Raw genomic sequence first — 15,317 nt, 5'->3', positions numbered from 1 at the left:
CGGCAGACTTGGCGCCATGAACGATCCGGCGACGTCCCCGCTTTTCAAGGCCCGTGTCCGTGCTCCCGAACTCCGCGGACGCGGCTGGCTGAACACGGGCGGCCGGGATCTCACCCTCGCCGACCTGCGCGGGAAAATCACGATTGTCGATTTTTGGACCTTTTGCTGCATCAACTGCCTGCACGTCCTTGATGAGCTGCGGCCGTTGGAGCAGCGGTTTGCGGACGTGCTGGTCACCGTCGGGGTGCATTCGCCCAAGTTTGAGCACGAGAAGGACGCTGCCGCGCTCAAGGCCGCCGTCGAGCGGTACGGGGTCGACCATCCCGTGCTCGACGACCCCGACATGGACATGTGGCAGCAGTATGCGGCCAAGGCGTGGCCCACGCTCACGGTGATCGATCCCGAGGGGTACGTCGTCGCGACCATGGCCGGTGAAGGCCATGCCGAAGGGCTCGCCAAGCTCATCGAGGAGCTGGTCCGGGTCCACGAGGCGCGCGGCACCCTGCGTCGCGGCGACGCGCCGGTCCCGCAGCACCGGGCCGACGAGGACACCACGCTGCGGTTCCCGGGCAAGGCGCTCGCCCTCGACAGCGGGCACTTCCTCGTCGCCGACTCCACGCACCACTCGATCGTCGAGCTCGACGCCGACAACGAGTCGCTGGTCCGGCGGATCGGGACCGGGGAGCGCGGGAGCAAGGACGGCACCGAGCCGCAGTTCTCCGAGCCCGGCGGGCTGTGCCTGCTGCCGCCGCACGTCGCCGAGCTCGCCGGCTACGACGTGGTCGTCGCCGACACCGTCAACCACCTGCTCCGCGGCCTGCGGCTGGACACCGGCGAGGTCTCGACCGTCGCCGGCACCGGGCGGCAGTGGCGCGGGACGGTCGACTTCGACCAGCATGACTCGCTCGCCGTGGACCTGTCGTCGCCGTGGGACGTCGCCTGGTACGACGACCGGGTCGTGATCGCGATGGCGGGCATCCACCAGCTGTGGTGGTTCAACCCGGTCCAGCGAACGGCCGGCGTCTATGCCGGGACCACCGTCGAGGCGCTCAAGGACGGCCCGCTGCACGAGGTGTGGATGGCCCAGCCGTCCGGTTTGTCCGCGTACGGCGGCCGCCTGTGGATCGCCGACAGCGAGTCCTCCGCCGTCCGCTGGATCGAGGACGGGGAGATGCACACCGCCGTCGGCCAGGGGCTGTTCGACTTCGGCCACGTCGACGGCCCGGCCGACCAGGCGCTGCTCCAGCACCCGCTCGGCGTCCTCGCCCTGAGCGACGGCAGCGTGCTCGTCGCCGACACGTACAACGGCGCGGTCCGCCGCATCTCCGGCGACACGGTGACCACGGTCGTCGACGGCCTCCAGGAGCCGAGCGCGATCGTCAGCACGAGGGACGGCGGCATCGTCGTGGTCGAGTCGGCCGCGCACCGGCTGGTCCGGCTCGCGCCGGGCACGCTGGAGGCGGCCGGCATCGACGTGGCGGGCACCCGGCACCGCACCGAGCGCCCGTCGACCATGTTGGCGCCCGGCACGGTCGAGCTGGACCTGATCTTCGAGCCGGCGCCGGGTCAGAAGCTCGATGAGTCGTTCGGCCCGTCGACCCGGCTGGAGGTGTCGGCCTCGCCGCCGGAGCTGCTGCTGGAGGGGGCCGGTGTCACGACGGACCTGCGGCGCCGCCTGGTCGTCAATCCCGAGGTGGCCGAAGGTGTACTGCAGGTCGTCGCGCAGGCGGCCACGTGCGACGTCGACGCCGAGTTCCCGGCCTGTCACCTCACCCGCCAGGACTGGGGTGTGCCGGTCAGGGTGGTGCCGGACGGCGCCGCCCGGCTGCCGCTGATCCTGCGCGGCCTCGACAGCTAGGCGAACGGCAGGACGGACACGCCGGCGGCGAGCAGCGCATCCCGGACCGCGGTGGCCATCGCGACCGCGCCCGGGGTGTCGCCGTGGACGCACAGCGACTCGACCGGCATCGCGACCACGGTCCCGTCGACCGCCTCGACCTCGCCGTCGACGGCCATGCGGACGGCCCGGGCCGCGACCGCGTCGACGTCGGTGACCAGGGCGCCGGGCTCGGCGCGGGAGACCAGGCGCCCGTCGGGCCGGTATCCCCGGTCGACGAACCCCTCCGCGACGACGCGCAGCCCGGCGTCGCCGGCGAGCCGGTACAACACGGATCCCGGCTGGCAGAGGACCGGCAGTCCGGACGCGGACGCGGCCGCCACGACCGCGGATGCGTGGCCGGGCTCGACGGCGGCGACGTTGTAGAGGGCGCCGTGCGGCTTCACGTAGCCGACCGGCCCGAACGCGGCGAGGGCCCCGATCTGGTACCGCAGCTCGTCGGTGAGCTCGGCGACGTCGACGTCGATGCGGCGCCGGCCGAAGCCGGCCAGGTCGCGGTAGCTGACCTGGGCGCCGACCCGCACGCCACGCTCGTGGGCGAGGTTGCTGACCCGGCGCATCGTGGACGGGTCGCCGGCGTGGAAGCCGCAGGCGACGTTGGCGCTGGTGACGATGGTCAGCAGGGCGTCGTCGTCGCCGAGCCGCCAGACGCCGAACCCTTCGCCGAGGTCACTGTTCAGGTCCATGGAACCGAACCGTATCGCCCGGCCGGGCCTGGGCGAGCAGTGGTAGATCGCGGGGGTCGACGACCGCGACGACCGGGTATCCGCCGGTGGTCGGGTGGTCTGCGAGGAACACGAGCGGCTGCCCGTCCGCCGGCACCTGGACGGCGCCGAGCACGATCCCTTCGCTGGGCAGCTCACGGGCGTCGGCGCGGGCGAGCGCGGCCCCGATGAGCCGCGTCCCCACGCGGTTGCTGCGGGTGTCGATGGTGTACCGCGTGTGGGTGAGCACGTGCGGATCGGTGAAGCGGTCGGCGCGAGGGCCCCAGGTGATCCGCAGGGTGACGTCGCGGCCCAGCCGGGGCTGCGGGGCGACGTCGACGGCGGCCGGCGCTCCGGCTCGCGGGCCGATGGGCAGCCGGTCACCGTCCCGGACGACGGCGGGGCCGAGCGTGGACAGGGTGTCGGTCGACTTGCTCCCCAGTACAACTTCTGCTTGAAGGCCGCCGGACACCGCGAGATAGCCGCGGAGGCCGAGCACCGCGGACCCGATCTCGATGCGGTCCCCGGCCCGGACCGCGACGGGGGCGTTGAGCGGCGCCGGCCGGCCACCGACCCGGAACGGGGCGGCGGCGCCGGTCAGGGCGACGGTGCCGGCCGCGGTGAGCGTGGCGGCGAACGGGCCGAGCGTGATCTCCAGGCCGGCGGCGCCCGGTGCGTTGCCGACGAGCCGGTTGGCGAGCGTGAGGGCCGGCTGGTCGAGCGCGCCGGAGCGGGGCACGCCCAGGTGGGCGTATCCGGGCCGGCCGAGGTCCTGGACGGTGGTGAGCGGGCCGGCCGCGGCCACGACGAGGGTCGTCATGCGGCGACGATCCGCGCGGTGCGGCCCGGGGCGAGGAGCGCGGGCGGGTCGCGGTCGACGTCGAACAGCGGTGAGTCGGTGCGGCCGATGAGGCGCCAGCCGCCGGGTGAGGCGGTGGGGTACACCCCGAGGAACTCGGCGGCGAGGCCGACTGCGCCGGCTGGGACACGCGGCCGCGGGCTGGGCAGCCGGGGCAGGCTCCAGGGCAGGCCGGTGAGGTAGGCGAAGCCGGGCGCGAACCCGCAGAACGCGACGCGCAGCTCGGTGTCGAGGACGGTGGCGATGACGGCGTCGACGGTCGCGCCGACGTGCTCGGCGACGAACGGGAGGTCCTCGCCGTCGAACCGGACCGGCAGCTCGACCGGCGCGGCCGAGGCCGGGGGGCGGGCCGGCGGGCAGGCGTCGCGCAGGGCCGCGGCGACCGCCGTGGTGTCGGACACACCGTCCAGCAGTACGGTGCGTGCACCGGGCACGATGTCGACGGCCGGCAAGCGGCCGGCCCGTCGCTCGGCGTCGAGGTGGGCGAACCAGGCGAGCGGGTCGTCGACCTCGATGAGGAGGGCGTTGCCGCCGACCGGACGGACGTCCATGCCGTCACGATAGACGTCCGGAAGATACTTGCGAGTAACCTACGGTACCGTAACCTGGAGGGCGTGACCGTGAAGACCGAAACCCGCCTGCGCCCGGTCGACCTCGGCAAGCCGCGGATGCGCGGCTGGCTGCATGCGTACGCGGCCGGTGTGGCGATCGTGTGCGGGATCGTCCTGTGTTCGCTGGCGGCGGCCCGGCCCGGCTGGGCACCGTTCGTGAGCTGCGCCGTCTACAGCCTGACGGTCGTCGCGCTGTTCGGCACGAGCGCGCTGTACCACCGGCGGGTGTGGTCCGAGCGCGGCTACAAGATCATGCGGCGGCTCGACCATTCCATGATTTTCGTGTTCATCGCCGGCACGTACACGCCGTTCAGCGTGCTGCTCCTGCCCGAGACCACCGGGAAAATCATCCTGGCGGTCGTGTGGGGCGGAGCCGCCCTCGGCGTGGGCATGAAGCTCATCACGCCGAACGCGCCGCGGTGGCTGTCCGCACCGCTCTACGTCGCGCTGGGCTGGGTCGCGGTCGTGGTACTCCCCGACATCCTCCACGGCGGCGGCGTCACCGCCCTGGTGCTGACGCTGGTCGGCGGGGCGTTCTACACCGTCGGCGCGGTGTTCTACGCGCTCCGCCGACCCAACCCGTGGCCGACGGTGTTCGGCCACCACGAGTTCTTCCACGCCTGCACGCTGGTGGCCGCGATCTGCCACCACATCGCGATCTATTTCGCGCTGTATGCGTAGCGCTCAGTAACGCCGCTCGCGGCGCTCGATGACCTCGTCGGTCGTCGGCTGGACGACGGTCCGGCGCCGCGTGTTCCAGAAGTACAGGGTCAGCAGGAGCGCCACGACCCCGGCGATCTGGAGGATCCAGCCGATCGTGTCGAGGTTGAACGGCCCCAGATTGGTGTCGTCCAACGCGAACGTGAGAATCGCGCCGACAACGATCAGTAGAATGCTGCCGCCGATACCCATCGAGGGCCTCCTCGGACGTCTGTTCGGGCAATCTGTCTGGTCCCGGGTTACCCATGTGCGACAGCCTTCAATCGGGCACGCTTGTGCCCATGACCGAGCGCACGCTGATCCTGCTCCGCCATTCGAAGGCGGCCGACCCGGATGACTACGCCACCGACATCGAGCGCCCGCTCAGCGCCCGCGGTCGCCGCGACGCCGCCGCGGCCGGCGCCTGGCTGCGCACCGCGGCCCTGGAGCCGGACCAGGTTCTCTGCTCGACGGCGGTCCGCACCCGCGAGACGCTGCAGGGGCTGGCGGTGGACGCGGTCCCGGTGGTGTACGAGCAGCGCGTCTACCACGGCCCGGCCCCCGACACCCTGGACCTGGTCCGGCAGACGGACCCGGACGTGGCCACGCTGCTGGTCATCGGCCACAACCCGACGTTGTCGGTGCTGTCGGACCTTTTGGCCCCGGACGAGCTCCCGGACACGGGCCTGGCCACGTCGGGCATCGCGGTCCACCGGTTCGCCGGCACCTGGCGCGACCTGGAGTCGGCCCCGTTGACGGCCCAGCACACCGGCCGCGGCTGAGTTGCGGCCGGACGACATTCTCTGGTCGATCAGCGTGCGCAGTCTCGACGGATCGGTGCGATACGAACAGGACGCCCGGCGCGTGCTGTCGACGGCCAGCGTCGGGAAGCTGTTCCTGCTGCTCGAGGTTGCGCGGCGGATCGACGACGGGGAGCTCGATCCGCGGGAGATGCTGCGGCGCGAGGCCGGGGATGCGGTCGCCGACTCCGGGCTCTGGCAGCATCTCTCCGTCGACGCCCTGTGCGTCGAGGACCTCGCGGTGCTCGTCGCGGCGGTCAGCGACAACCTCGCCACCAACGTGCTGCTGCGCAGGGTCGGGCTGCCCGCGGTACAACTGCTGGACCATTCGGCGCTGCATGACCGTGTCCGCGACGAGCGGCGACCGGAGCACCCGCCCCGGCTCTCGTCCGGGAGCGCCGACGAGTTGTCGCGGTTCATGGTCGGTCTTCGGCAGGAGTTGTACCCCGGGAGCCGCCGGCTGCTGGCCTGGATGGGCCACAACACGGATCTGTCGATGGTGGCGGCGGCCTTCGGCCTGGACCCGCTCGCGCACGACGGCCTGGCGAATAAGACGGGCACCGATGTCGGCGTGCGGGCCGACGTCGGGCTGACCGGGAACACCGCCTACGCGGTGATCGCCAACTTCCCGGCCGATCGCACGCACGAGGTCCTCGACGCCATGCGGGCGATCGGCACCGACATCGTCAACAAGTCGTGATTCTCCGGCTACGTGATGTGACGACGCGGCGTTAACCCAGGCGCGGTGAAATGCCCGAAGCGGGTATCGTCACAGCGAGTGTCAGACGACGTCGGACCGGTTCGGACCCGGGGAAGGTAGACGCAGATGGTCCTGAAGATGTCCACGCTGTTCCTGCGAACGCTGCGTGAGGATCCCGCGGACGCGGAGGTGACCAGCCACCGGCTGCTGGTCCGCGCGGGATACGTCCGTCGCGTGGCCCCGGGCATCTTCACGTTCCTGCCGCTGGGCCTGCGCGTCCTGCGCAACGTGGAGCGGGTGATCCGCGAGGAGATGGACGCCATCGGCGGCCAGGAGCTCACGTTCCCCGCCCTGCTGCCCCGCGAGCCCTACGAGGCGACCGGCCGCTGGACGGAGTACGGCGACAACATCTTCCGGCTGAAGGACCGCCGACAGGGTGACTACCTGCTCGGCCCGACGCACGAGGAGATGTTCACGCTCCAGGTCAAGGACTTCTACTCGTCCTACAAGGACCTGCCGCTCACGCTCTACCAGATTCAGACGAAGTACCGCGACGAGGCGCGCCCCCGGGCCGGCATCCTGCGCGGCCGCGAGTTCGTCATGAAGGACTCGTATTCGTTCGACGTCGACGACGACGGACTGCGCGACGCCTACGCACGGCACCGCGTCGCCTACAAGAAGATCTTCGACCGGATGGGCCTCGACTACGTCATCTGCTCCGCGATGAGCGGCGCGATGGGCGGCAGCGCGTCGGAGGAGTTCCTCGCGACCTGCGACATCGGCGAGGACACCTTCGTGCGCTGCACCAACGGCGACTACGCGGCCAACGTCGAGGCGGTCACCACGCCCGCGCCCGCCGCGCTGCCGATCGAGGGCCTGCCCGCGGCCAAGGTCGCCGACACCCCCGCCACCCCGACCATCGAGACGCTGGTCGACCTGTTCAACGAGCGCGAGGACCTGCGCCGCGACGACCGCCCGTGGACCGCGGCCGACACGCTGAAGAACGTCCTGCTGATGCTCACGCTGCCCGACGGCAAGCGCGAGCCGCTGGCCGTCGGCGTGCCCGGCAACCGCGAGGTCGACCTGCGCCGGGTCGAGGCCCAGGTGGCGCCGGCCGAGGTGGCGCCCATGTCCGAGGCCGAGTTCGCGTCGCACCCGGCGCTCGTCAAGGGGTACATCGGCCCCGGCGTCCTCGGTGAGAAGGGCTCCTCCGGCATCCGCTACCTGGTCGACCCGCGCGTGGTCGACGGCACGAGCTGGATCACCGGCGCCGACGAGCCCGGCAAGCACGTCATGAACCTGGTGGCGGGCCGCGACTTCACGCCCGACGGCACGATCGAGGCGGTGCGCATCGAGGACGGCGACGTCTGCCCCGTCGACGGCGGTGCGCTGGAGCTGGCGCGCGGCATCGAGATCGGTCACATCTTCCAGCTCGGCCGCAAGTATGCGAAGGCGTTCGACCTGACCGTCCTCGACCGCAACGGCAAGTCGCAGGTCGTCACGATGGGGTCCTACGGCGTCGGCGTGACCCGCGTGATCGCGGTGGTCGCCGAGCAGACCGCCGACGAGCGCGGGCTGTGCTGGCCGCGGGAGCTGGCGCCCGCCGACGTCCACGTGGTCGCCGCCGGCAAGACCGACGAGATCCGCGACGGCGCCGAGAAGTTCGCCGCGGCGCTCGAGGCGGCCGGCCTGACGGTCATCCTCGACGACCGCAAGGAGGTCTCGCCGGGCGTCAAGTTCAACGACTCCGAACTGCTCGGTGTCCCGACGATCGTGGTCGTGGGCAAGCGCCTGGCCGACGGCGTGGTGGAGATCCGCGACCGCCGCTCGGGCGAGAAGGAGGAGATCGCCCTCGACCAGGCGGTCTCCCGAGTGCGTGATGCGGTCGGTCACTGACCGTATTGACGTAGCCCGAACGGACGTGCACAGACTCGTCCGTTCGGGCGGAACTATCGGGCCAAATCGCCCCTGCGTTTGACTGGACGCCGGGGCTGCTCGATACCGTCGGTTACGGCCATGCCGCCGACGAAGGGTGCTGGGTCTTGTCCGGCAAGCATTCCGCTCCGGGACGTCGCCTGCTCGTCCCATTGGTCGCGGGCATCGTCGCGACGGTCGCACTGGTCGGCGGGGCGGTGGCGACCGTCAATCTCCGCTCCGGGTCGACGCCGGCCGCCGCGGGGGACGCCGTCGACGTCAGCCGCAGTCCGGAGGCGCGAGCCGACCGGGACGACCGCCCCAGCCTGAGCGCCGCGGCCTCGTCGCCGCAGGTCACGCACTCGCCGGCGGCCACGGCGACGCCCTCGAAGAAGACCTCGGCCGGGCCCACCGGCACGTGCAAGGCGTCGTATTATGCAACCGGATCGAAGACAGCAAATGGTGAAAAGTTCGATCCCGACGGGCTGACGGCCGCCCACAAGACGCTGCCGTTCAACACGAAGGTGCGGGTCACCAACCTGGCCAACGGGAAATCCGTCGTCGTGCGGATCAACGATCGGGGACCGTTCGTGACCGGACGGTGCCTGGATCTGGCCCGAGGGGCATTTGTTCAGGTCGCATCGGTCAGTGCCGGTGTGATCAACGCACGGTACGAGGTACTCAAGTAACCCCAGACCCGGCCGTTTGTTTGAACGGTTCGGCGCCTGGTTGGTGGCATGCTGTTGGCCGGAACTATGAAACGTCAGCTGCTTCCCGAGGCCCGCGCCGGAGTCGGCGCGGCCTTCGTGCTGCTCTGCCTCGTGCTGGCGGCGGAGTTGGCCGACGGCGCCGAGGCGAACTACATCGGACTCGCCGCCGCGGCGCCGTTCCTGGCCGCGGCGTTCTGCTCCTGGCCCGAGGTGCTCGCGGTCGGCAGCGCGGCGTCGGTGCTGGCCTTCGTCTTCTGCGCGATCGAGCTCATGCACAGCCGCGACCGCGCGCTGGTGCTGCTGGTGAACCTCGGCGCGGTGCTCGTGGCGAGCGGCATCGCCTGCGCCGTCGGGGCGATCCGGCAGCGGCAGATCGCGCGGTACGCCGAGCTGTCGCGCCTGGCCTCCGTGGCCCAGGGCGCGGTGCTCCGGCCGCTGGGGCCACAACTGGGGCCGCTGACGATCGCCGCGCGGTACATCTCGGCGAGCGCCGCGGCCGACATCGGCGGCGACCTCTACGAGGCGGTCGAGACGCCCTACGGCGTCCGGATGATCATCGGCGACGTGCGGGGCAAGGGCCTCGACGCGGTGCGCCTGGCCAGCATCGTGCTCGGCTCCTACCGCCACGTGGCGTTCGAGCGGGCCGACCTGCGCGCGATCGTGGCCGACCTCGACCGGGCGGTGGCCCGGTCGGTCGGTGACGAGGACTTCGTGACGGCGGCGCTGATCGAGGAGCGCGGCGGCACGCTGACGATCGTCAACTGCGGCCACCCGGCGCCGCTGCTGCTGCGCCGCGGCCGGGTCATCGCGCTCGACCCGCCGTCGAACGCGCCGCCACTGGGCTTCATGCCGGTGGTCAAGCCGCGCGTCGAGCGGCTGGAGCCGGGCGACCGGCTGCTGTTCTTCACCGACGGGCTCGCGGAGGCGCGGCGCGACGGTCAGTTCTTCCCCACCGCGGAGCGGGCCCAGCGGCTGCTCGGCCACGGCACGGTCGCCGACGGGCTGAAGTCGCTGGAGAGCGCGCTGCTGGAGTGGGTGCGCGGCCGCCTCGACGACGACATCGCGCTGGTGCTCGTGGAGTACCAGGGAGTCAAGACGCCGTCGACGGTCCCGAGCTGGGAGATCGGCGGCGCCGGGGTGACGTCCGCCTAGCGCGCGACCTGGCGCCGGTGGGGCGACTGTGGCCCAGTTCACTCTTCGCTGCGAGCTCTGTTCGAGGTTACTTGCCGGTAATAAGATGGTCGTTACCGGCTGGTAACCTCGGTCGTCCATGCTCGATCAGCACCCTTGGCAACAAGACCCAGAGACGGGGGCCACTCCGCGATGACCCATTACAAAAGCAACCTGAGGGACCTCGAGTTCAACCTCTTCGAGGTGTTCGGTGTCGACAAGGTCCTGGGTCAAGGCCCATACGGCGACATCGACGTGGACACCGCCAAAGACATCCTGGCCGAGGTCGACCGCCTCGCCCGCGAGGATCTCGCTGCGAGCTACACCGACGGCGACCGTAACCCGCCGGTGTACGACCCGGCCACGCACAGCGTGAAGATGCCGGAGTCGTTCCGGAAGTCCTACGAGGCGTTCATGGCCGCCGAGTTCTGGCGCCTCGACCTGCCGGCCGAGCTGGGCGGCACCGCCGCGCCGCGCGCCCTCTGGTGGGCTCTCGCCGAGATGGTGCTCGGCTCGAACGCGCCGGTGTGGATGTACGCGTCCGGCCCCTCCTTCGCCAACACCCTGCACGTCGAAGGCACCGAAGAGCAGAAGCGCTGGGCGAAGCTCTTCGCCGACAAGCAGTGGGGCTCGACGATGGTGCTCACCGAGCCCGACGCGGGCTCGGACGTCGGCGCCGGCCGCACCAGGGCCGTCCCGCAAGCCGACGGCTCGTGGCACATCGAGGGCGTCAAGCGCTTCATCACCAGCGGCGAGCACGACCTGGCCGAGAACATCGTCCACTACGTGCTGGCCCGCCCGGTCGACACGCCCGGCGCCGGCGGCCCCGGCACCAAGGGCCTCTCGCTGTTCGTCGTGCCGAAGTTCCACTTCGACGGCGAGACCGGCGAGCTCAAGGACCGCAACGGCGTCTTCGTCACCAACGTCGAGCACAAGATGGGCCTCAAGGTCTCCACGACCTGCGAGGTGACCTTCGGCGGCCACGGCGTGCCGGCCAAGGGCTGGCTGCTCGGCGACGTGCACGAGGGCATCAGGCAGATGTTCCTCATCATCGAGTACGCGCGGATGATGGTCGGCACGAAGGCGATCGCGACGCTGTCGACGGGCTACCTCAACGCCCTCGACTACGCCAAGAGCCGCGTGCAGGGCGCCGACCTCGCGTCGACCGACAAGGCCGCGCCCCGCGTCGCGATCATCAACCACCCGGACGTGCGCCGCTCGCTGCTGCTGCAGAAGTCGTACGCCGAGGGCCTGCGTGCGCTCGTCGCCTACACCGCCTCCTGGCAGGACCGGGTGGCGCTGGCCGAGGCCGCGGGCGACGAGAAGGCCGCGGCGCTCGCCAAGCGGGTCAACGACCTGCTGCTGCCGCTGGTGAAGGGCGTCGGCTCCGAGCGGGCCTACGAGCTGCTCGGCCACGAGGCCCTGCAGACCTTCGGCGGCTCCGGCTTCCTGCAGGACTACCCGCTGGAGCAGTACGTCCGCGACGCGAAGATCGACACCCTCTACGAGGGCACGACCGCGATCCAGAGCCTCGACCTGGTCTTCCGCAAGATCGTGAAGGACCAGGGCAAGGCGCTCCTGGTCGTCGCCGGCGAGATCCAGCAGTTCCTGGAGGCCGAGGGCGGCAACGGCCAGCTCAAACTGGAGCGCGTGGCGCTCGGCAGGGCGCTGACCGAGGCACAGCAGATCCTGGGCATCTTCACCGGCTGGCTCGGCGAGGCCCAGGCCGGCGACCCGCAGGCGGTCTACAAGGTCGGCCTGAACAGCCGCCGGTTCCTGCTGGCGCTGGGCGACATCATCGTGGGCTGGCTGCTCCAGCGCCAGGCCGAGGTGGCCCTGAAGGCCCTGGCCGGCGAGGTCTCCGCGACGGACAAGCCCTTCTACGAGGGCAAGGTGGCGGCGGCGAAGTTCTTCGCCCACGAGATCCTCCCGCGGGTGGGCGCCGACCGGCGCATCGTCGAGTCGACCGCGCTGGACGCGATGCAGCTCTCGGAGGACGCCTTCTAGGCTTCACCACCACGGACAAAATAGGGGGAGGGCAACGGCGCCCTCCCCCTATTTTCCTGCGCTTCGCGGGTCATCGGCCGGGTCGACGTACTCAAGCCCAAGCGGCCCCACCGCCGTCACCTGGGTGACGTACTCACCGGATCTGGCCCAATGAAAATGAGCTGTACCACCGGGCAGCACCACGACGGCACCGGGCGGATAAGCCTCCAACTTGTCGCCGTCGAACTGTTCCCCCAGCCCGATGTAGAAGACCCCGGACATGACCGTGTAGACCCGATCCTCCGGATGCCGGTGCGGCATAAGCTTGACCCCGCCGGGCACCTTGACCCTGATCACGTAAGGCCCAGCCGCGGCCGGATGCCCAACCACGACGGCGAGCCGAGCTGACGGCGGAAACGCCGGGAACGGCTGCCAGTCGATCTCCTCCGGAAGGACCGCCCGGAAGACGGCCTGATCCGGCTGATGGGCACGCGCCATCGTCGACCCCCTGACGTCGCCCCGCCCCTGCCCTGCTCCACCGGCAGCCAAACCCCGCCGGAGCCTGACGTCCCACATCGGCCCCAGGGGAAAATGGCGAGGGCCCCCGGTTCGCGCGTTCCGCGAACAGAGGGCCCCTAGGTCCGAGCGGGTGAAGGGAATCGAATCCTCACCGTCAGCTTGGGAACTGGACAGGTTCGAACCGAGACGCCGGTTGTCCGCAGCGTGGCGCAGACCTGGTCGGCCTGGAGCGGCCAGCCGTTGCCCGGCTTAATGGCCCGCGAATGGCCCGGCGACTCCGCCGGCCGTCAGTTGGTTGCGCCACTCGTCGACACGTACTCGTAGCGCCGCGACCTCGTCGGGACTGACGCCGTACTCGGAGAAATCGTCGTCGTCGAAGCGTTGGACGTAGCGCAGCATTTGCTCGAACGTGGCGCGGTCGAATCCGGCGTCAACGGCCTCAGCGAGCTGACACAGTCGCTCCAATGTGTACGAACCACCGGTGATCGCGGCATCGATGTCCAGGAAGTCGCGAGCGGCAGCGCGGTTGTACAGGGCGTCGACCTTGCCAGCCATGACGTCGTCCGGGTGCAGCACGGGCCCGATGTCCATCTGGACCGGCGGTTGAAGGCGCCAGTTTGCGACCAACTCAACACGGTGCTGTTCGCTGGGAGTGGTCGGGTCGGTGAGGTACAGCCGGGCAAACGTTTCAGTGCGGTGGTCAATCTCCACGTCATACCCGGCTGCCCCGTAGGCCGCAATCACCTCGTCGACGGCGGCCGGGAAATCGGCACGCCGTTGCCAGTCGGCGAAAAGGTCGACGTCCTCGCTCGGGCGCTGCAAGAGCCGTGCGCGGCAACCGCATGGCCGCCGGCCAAGGCGAACCCATAGGGGCCGCCGGCTTGCAACCCGATCCGCGCCAAACGGCGATGCGTCGGAGCCTGGTCGCGCATCACTACGCAGCGGACCGGCTCTCGTTCGCGAGCTGCGGGAACCGGCGTTCCCACAGCTGCCTGACCTGCGGCGGCAGCACGAGCGACGACCACAGCCGCACGAGGGCGGGTCCGTCCAGCCACGTCTGAAGCTGTTCGACGCGAGTGGCCTCGCGGAGGACCGTCTCATACATGCTGGCCAGCCGTCGCGGGTTATCGAGGTCGTACACGGCCCGCCCAGACCAGTTCAAGCGCCGGTCGAGCCGAGCCTCACCGCTGGTCGGCCCGTGCAATTCGGCCAGGTCATCAACGACGACGTACGGCCGCTGATCGGCATAGCGCGACCCCAGCGGAGCCCGCGCATCGTCCATGTCCACCACGACCCCCAACGCCGCGACCGTCCAGCCCAAGTAAACCACCCCACGGCCGCGACCAACCCGACGGCGAGCCGCCACCCACCGTGGGGTCTGGGGCTCGGGCCCCAGGGAAAATGGCGAGGACCCCCGGTTCGCGCGTTCCGCGAACAGAGGGCCCCTAGGTCCGAGCGGGTGAAGGGAATCGAACCCTCACTGTCAGCTTGGGAAGCTGATGTTCTGCCATTGAACTACACCCGCGAGCGACGCCTACTGTACCGAATCAACGGCCGCTTCGCACGGAGCATTGTGTCTCGCTCTTGGGATGTGGTCGGGGCGAGCCTTCCAGACCGTGCGCGTCGACGTCGTTGCGGTGTCGTGGTGGACCAGCATCGCCACGTCCACCGTCAGCTCGTACAGCTTCCAGTCCAACCCCGGCGCCGCTCGCATCTCCCGGGCCAGGCCGGCGATCACGGCGTCTGACGTCACCCGGGTGGCTCGCCCCGACAGGTACGCCTCGTCGTCCGAGTCGGTGCCCGGGAAGCTGTGCAGCGAGTACCGGCCGTCGCGGTCCAGGTCGTGGCGCTTCGGCGACGGCAGGACGAAGCAGAACAGGCCGTCGGAAGTGATCACCGGTGACACCGGGTGGATGCGCGGGCCGCCGTCCGGGCGGACCGTGGCGAGGTACCCCAGGCCCGGACCATACTGGCACACCAGCGTGCGAATGGCCGTCGCCAGCAGTGGCTCGGCCGCGGCGAAGTCTGCCCACGTTGCCATACACCAAATGTACTCGAACACATGTTCGATCAACGCGGTTTCCAGAAAGAGCGACCGAAAGAGGCGACGACGAGCGCCGCAGGCCAGGTCACGTAAGGTCGTACAGTGCTGCTCTCCGACCGCGACCTAGCCAAAGAGCTCGAAGACGGCCAGCTGACGCTGGAGCCGTTCGACCGGGCACTCGTCCAGCCGTCGAGCATCGACGTGCGGCTCGATCGATGGTTCCGCGTGTTCAACAACCATCTCTACACGCACATCGATCCAGCGGTACAACAGGATGATCTCACTTCAATGGTCGAGGTCGGGGACGGTCAGCCCTTCGTGCTGCACCCGGGCGAGTTCGTGCTGGCCTCGACGCTCGAGGTGATCACGCTCGGCGACGAGCTCGCCGGCCGGCTGGAGGGAAAGTCCAGCCTGGGGCGCCTCGGCCTGCTCACCCACTCGACGGCCGGCTTCATCGACCCCGGCTTCTCCGGCCACGTGACGCTGGAGCTCTCCAACGTGGCGAACCTGCCGATCATGCTGTGGCCCGGTATGAAGATCGGCCAGCTGTGCATCTTCCGGCTCTCGTCGCCGTCGGAGCACCCGTACGGCTCGGCGGTCTACGGCTCGCGGTACCAGGGCCAGCGCGGCCCGACCCCGAGCCGCTCGTGGCAGAACTGGCGCACCTGGCCGACCCAATGAAGGCCGACCCAATGAAGCCGACC

At 70.4% G+C, this 15,317-nt stretch carries 16 protein-coding genes, 1 tRNA gene and 1 pseudogene; 9 read left to right on the top strand and 9 right to left on the bottom strand.

From position 1 onward, the window contains the following. Positions 1-16: 16 nt before the first annotated feature. Positions 17-1,858 carry an NHL domain-containing thioredoxin family protein gene (locus ABZS66_RS06640; RefSeq protein WP_354755798.1) on the top strand — a complete coding sequence of 614 codons (1,842 nt, stop codon included), beginning with the start codon at positions 17-19 and terminating at the stop codon, positions 1,856-1,858. On the opposite strand, the gene ABZS66_RS06635 is transcribed toward ABZS66_RS06640, so the two are convergent. Genes ABZS66_RS06635 through ABZS66_RS06625 form a run of 3 tightly spaced genes read right to left on the bottom strand, consistent with a single transcriptional unit; the run spans position 1,855 to position 4,011 of the window. Further along, on the bottom strand, positions 1,855-2,583 hold the full coding sequence (locus ABZS66_RS06635) for a 5-oxoprolinase subunit PxpA (protein ID WP_354755796.1): 729 nt from the start codon (positions 2,581-2,583) through the stop codon (positions 1,855-1,857). The genes ABZS66_RS06640 and ABZS66_RS06635 overlap by 4 nt on opposite strands. Continuing rightward, positions 2,567-3,421, bottom strand: a complete 855-nt coding sequence (locus ABZS66_RS06630; RefSeq protein ID WP_354755795.1) for a biotin-dependent carboxyltransferase family protein — start codon at positions 3,419-3,421, stop codon at positions 2,567-2,569. The genes ABZS66_RS06635 and ABZS66_RS06630 overlap by 17 nt, the downstream gene beginning before the upstream one ends. After that, entirely contained in the window at positions 3,418-4,011 is a 594-nt protein-coding gene (locus tag ABZS66_RS06625) for an allophanate hydrolase subunit 1 (RefSeq protein WP_354755793.1), read from the bottom strand. The genes ABZS66_RS06630 and ABZS66_RS06625 overlap by 4 nt, the downstream gene beginning before the upstream one ends. A gap of 117 nt (positions 4,012-4,128) precedes the next feature. On the opposite strand from ABZS66_RS06625, the gene ABZS66_RS06620 reads away from it, so the two are divergent. Next, positions 4,129-4,752 (top strand): hemolysin III family protein, encoded by a 624-nt coding sequence (locus ABZS66_RS06620; protein WP_354755873.1) that lies wholly within the window; start codon positions 4,129-4,131, stop codon positions 4,750-4,752. Between the two features lie 3 nt (positions 4,753-4,755). On the opposite strand, the gene ABZS66_RS06615 is transcribed toward ABZS66_RS06620, so the two are convergent. Then, on the bottom strand, positions 4,756-4,983 hold the full coding sequence (locus ABZS66_RS06615) for a DUF6458 family protein (RefSeq protein ID WP_354755791.1): 228 nt from the start codon (positions 4,981-4,983) through the stop codon (positions 4,756-4,758). Between the two features lie 89 nt (positions 4,984-5,072). On the opposite strand from ABZS66_RS06615, the gene ABZS66_RS06610 reads away from it, so the two are divergent. From ABZS66_RS06610 to ABZS66_RS06585, 6 genes are all read left to right on the top strand, one after another. Continuing rightward, a complete protein-coding gene (locus ABZS66_RS06610) occupies positions 5,073-5,552 on the top strand; it encodes a histidine phosphatase family protein (protein ID WP_354755789.1) in 480 nt (159 codons plus the stop codon). Positions 5,553-5,586: 34 nt separating this feature from the next. Continuing rightward, on the top strand, positions 5,587-6,270 hold the full coding sequence (locus ABZS66_RS06605; RefSeq protein WP_354755788.1) for a serine hydrolase: 684 nt from the start codon (positions 5,587-5,589) through the stop codon (positions 6,268-6,270). Positions 6,271-6,396: 126 nt separating this feature from the next. Continuing rightward, the gene (locus tag ABZS66_RS06600; protein WP_354755786.1) at positions 6,397-8,166 is read left to right on the top strand and encodes a proline--tRNA ligase; all 1,770 of its coding nucleotides are present in this window, start codon (positions 6,397-6,399) and stop codon (positions 8,164-8,166) included. A gap of 146 nt (positions 8,167-8,312) precedes the next feature. Beyond that, complete coding sequence (locus ABZS66_RS06595; RefSeq protein WP_354755784.1) at positions 8,313-8,873, top strand: septal ring lytic transglycosylase RlpA family protein; 561 nt, start codon at positions 8,313-8,315, stop codon at positions 8,871-8,873. Between the two features lie 66 nt (positions 8,874-8,939). Then, positions 8,940-10,046, top strand: coding sequence for a PP2C family protein-serine/threonine phosphatase (locus tag ABZS66_RS06590; protein WP_354755783.1), 1,107 nt, complete (start codon positions 8,940-8,942; stop codon positions 10,044-10,046). Between the two features lie 171 nt (positions 10,047-10,217). Further along, positions 10,218-12,071: an acyl-CoA dehydrogenase gene (locus ABZS66_RS06585; RefSeq protein ID WP_354755782.1), complete on the top strand. Its 1,854-nt coding sequence runs from the start codon at positions 10,218-10,220 to the stop codon at positions 12,069-12,071. Between the two features lie 48 nt (positions 12,072-12,119). On the opposite strand, the gene ABZS66_RS06580 is transcribed toward ABZS66_RS06585, so the two are convergent. The 5 genes and pseudogenes from ABZS66_RS06580 to ABZS66_RS06560 form a co-directional block, all read right to left on the bottom strand. Further along, on the bottom strand, positions 12,120-12,548 hold the full coding sequence (locus ABZS66_RS06580) for a cupin domain-containing protein (RefSeq protein ID WP_354755780.1): 429 nt from the start codon (positions 12,546-12,548) through the stop codon (positions 12,120-12,122). 270 nt (positions 12,549-12,818) lie between these two features. Next, positions 12,819-13,501 (bottom strand): annotated as a pseudogene (locus ABZS66_RS06575) (nucleotidyl transferase AbiEii/AbiGii toxin family protein). Between the two features lie 2 nt (positions 13,502-13,503). Continuing rightward, positions 13,504-13,890, bottom strand: coding sequence for a hypothetical protein (locus ABZS66_RS06570; RefSeq protein WP_354755779.1), 387 nt, complete (start codon positions 13,888-13,890; stop codon positions 13,504-13,506). 133 nt (positions 13,891-14,023) lie between these two features. Next, a tRNA-Gly gene (locus ABZS66_RS06565) sits at positions 14,024-14,094 on the bottom strand. Between the two features lie 9 nt (positions 14,095-14,103). Next, on the bottom strand, positions 14,104-14,610 hold the full coding sequence (locus ABZS66_RS06560; protein WP_354755777.1) for a pyridoxamine 5'-phosphate oxidase: 507 nt from the start codon (positions 14,608-14,610) through the stop codon (positions 14,104-14,106). A gap of 105 nt (positions 14,611-14,715) precedes the next feature. On the opposite strand from ABZS66_RS06560, the gene dcd reads away from it, so the two are divergent. Beyond that, entirely contained in the window at positions 14,716-15,294 is a 579-nt protein-coding gene (dcd, locus tag ABZS66_RS06555; RefSeq protein WP_354755775.1) for a dCTP deaminase, read from the top strand. The last annotated feature ends 23 nt before the right edge of the window (positions 15,295-15,317 follow it).

Origin of the sequence: Dactylosporangium sp. NPDC005572 (assembly GCF_040605515.1) — a bacterium.
Classification (GTDB): domain Bacteria; phylum Actinomycetota; class Actinomycetes; order Mycobacteriales; family Micromonosporaceae; genus Dactylosporangium.
The sequence above is the reverse complement of the archived record's forward strand: the minus strand, read 5'-3'. Positions and strand labels throughout refer to the sequence as shown.

What these genes read in the sequence shown, in the direction of transcription:
- ABZS66_RS06640 (WP_354755798.1), top strand. Translation starts at nt 17, where the DNA reads ATGAACGATCCGGCGACGTCCCCGCTTTTCAAGGCCCGTGTCCGTGCT.
- ABZS66_RS06635 (WP_354755796.1), bottom strand. Translation starts at nt 2,583, where the DNA reads ATGGACCTGAACAGTGACCTCGGCGAAGGGTTCGGCGTCTGGCGGCTC.
- ABZS66_RS06630 (WP_354755795.1), bottom strand. Translation starts at nt 3,421, where the DNA reads ATGACGACCCTCGTCGTGGCCGCGGCCGGCCCGCTCACCACCGTCCAG.
- ABZS66_RS06625 (WP_354755793.1), bottom strand. Translation starts at nt 4,011, where the DNA reads ATGGACGTCCGTCCGGTCGGCGGCAACGCCCTCCTCATCGAGGTCGAC.
- ABZS66_RS06620 (WP_354755873.1), top strand. Translation starts at nt 4,129, where the DNA reads ATGCGCGGCTGGCTGCATGCGTACGCGGCCGGTGTGGCGATCGTGTGC.
- ABZS66_RS06615 (WP_354755791.1), bottom strand. Translation starts at nt 4,983, where the DNA reads ATGGGTATCGGCGGCAGCATTCTACTGATCGTTGTCGGCGCGATTCTC.
- ABZS66_RS06610 (WP_354755789.1), top strand. Translation starts at nt 5,073, where the DNA reads ATGACCGAGCGCACGCTGATCCTGCTCCGCCATTCGAAGGCGGCCGAC.
- ABZS66_RS06600 (WP_354755786.1), top strand. Translation starts at nt 6,397, where the DNA reads ATGGTCCTGAAGATGTCCACGCTGTTCCTGCGAACGCTGCGTGAGGAT.
- ABZS66_RS06590 (WP_354755783.1), top strand. Translation starts at nt 8,940, where the DNA reads ATGAAACGTCAGCTGCTTCCCGAGGCCCGCGCCGGAGTCGGCGCGGCC.
- ABZS66_RS06585 (WP_354755782.1), top strand. Translation starts at nt 10,218, where the DNA reads ATGACCCATTACAAAAGCAACCTGAGGGACCTCGAGTTCAACCTCTTC.
- ABZS66_RS06580 (WP_354755780.1), bottom strand. Translation starts at nt 12,548, where the DNA reads ATGGCGCGTGCCCATCAGCCGGATCAGGCCGTCTTCCGGGCGGTCCTT.
- ABZS66_RS06560 (WP_354755777.1), bottom strand. Translation starts at nt 14,610, where the DNA reads ATGGCAACGTGGGCAGACTTCGCCGCGGCCGAGCCACTGCTGGCGACG.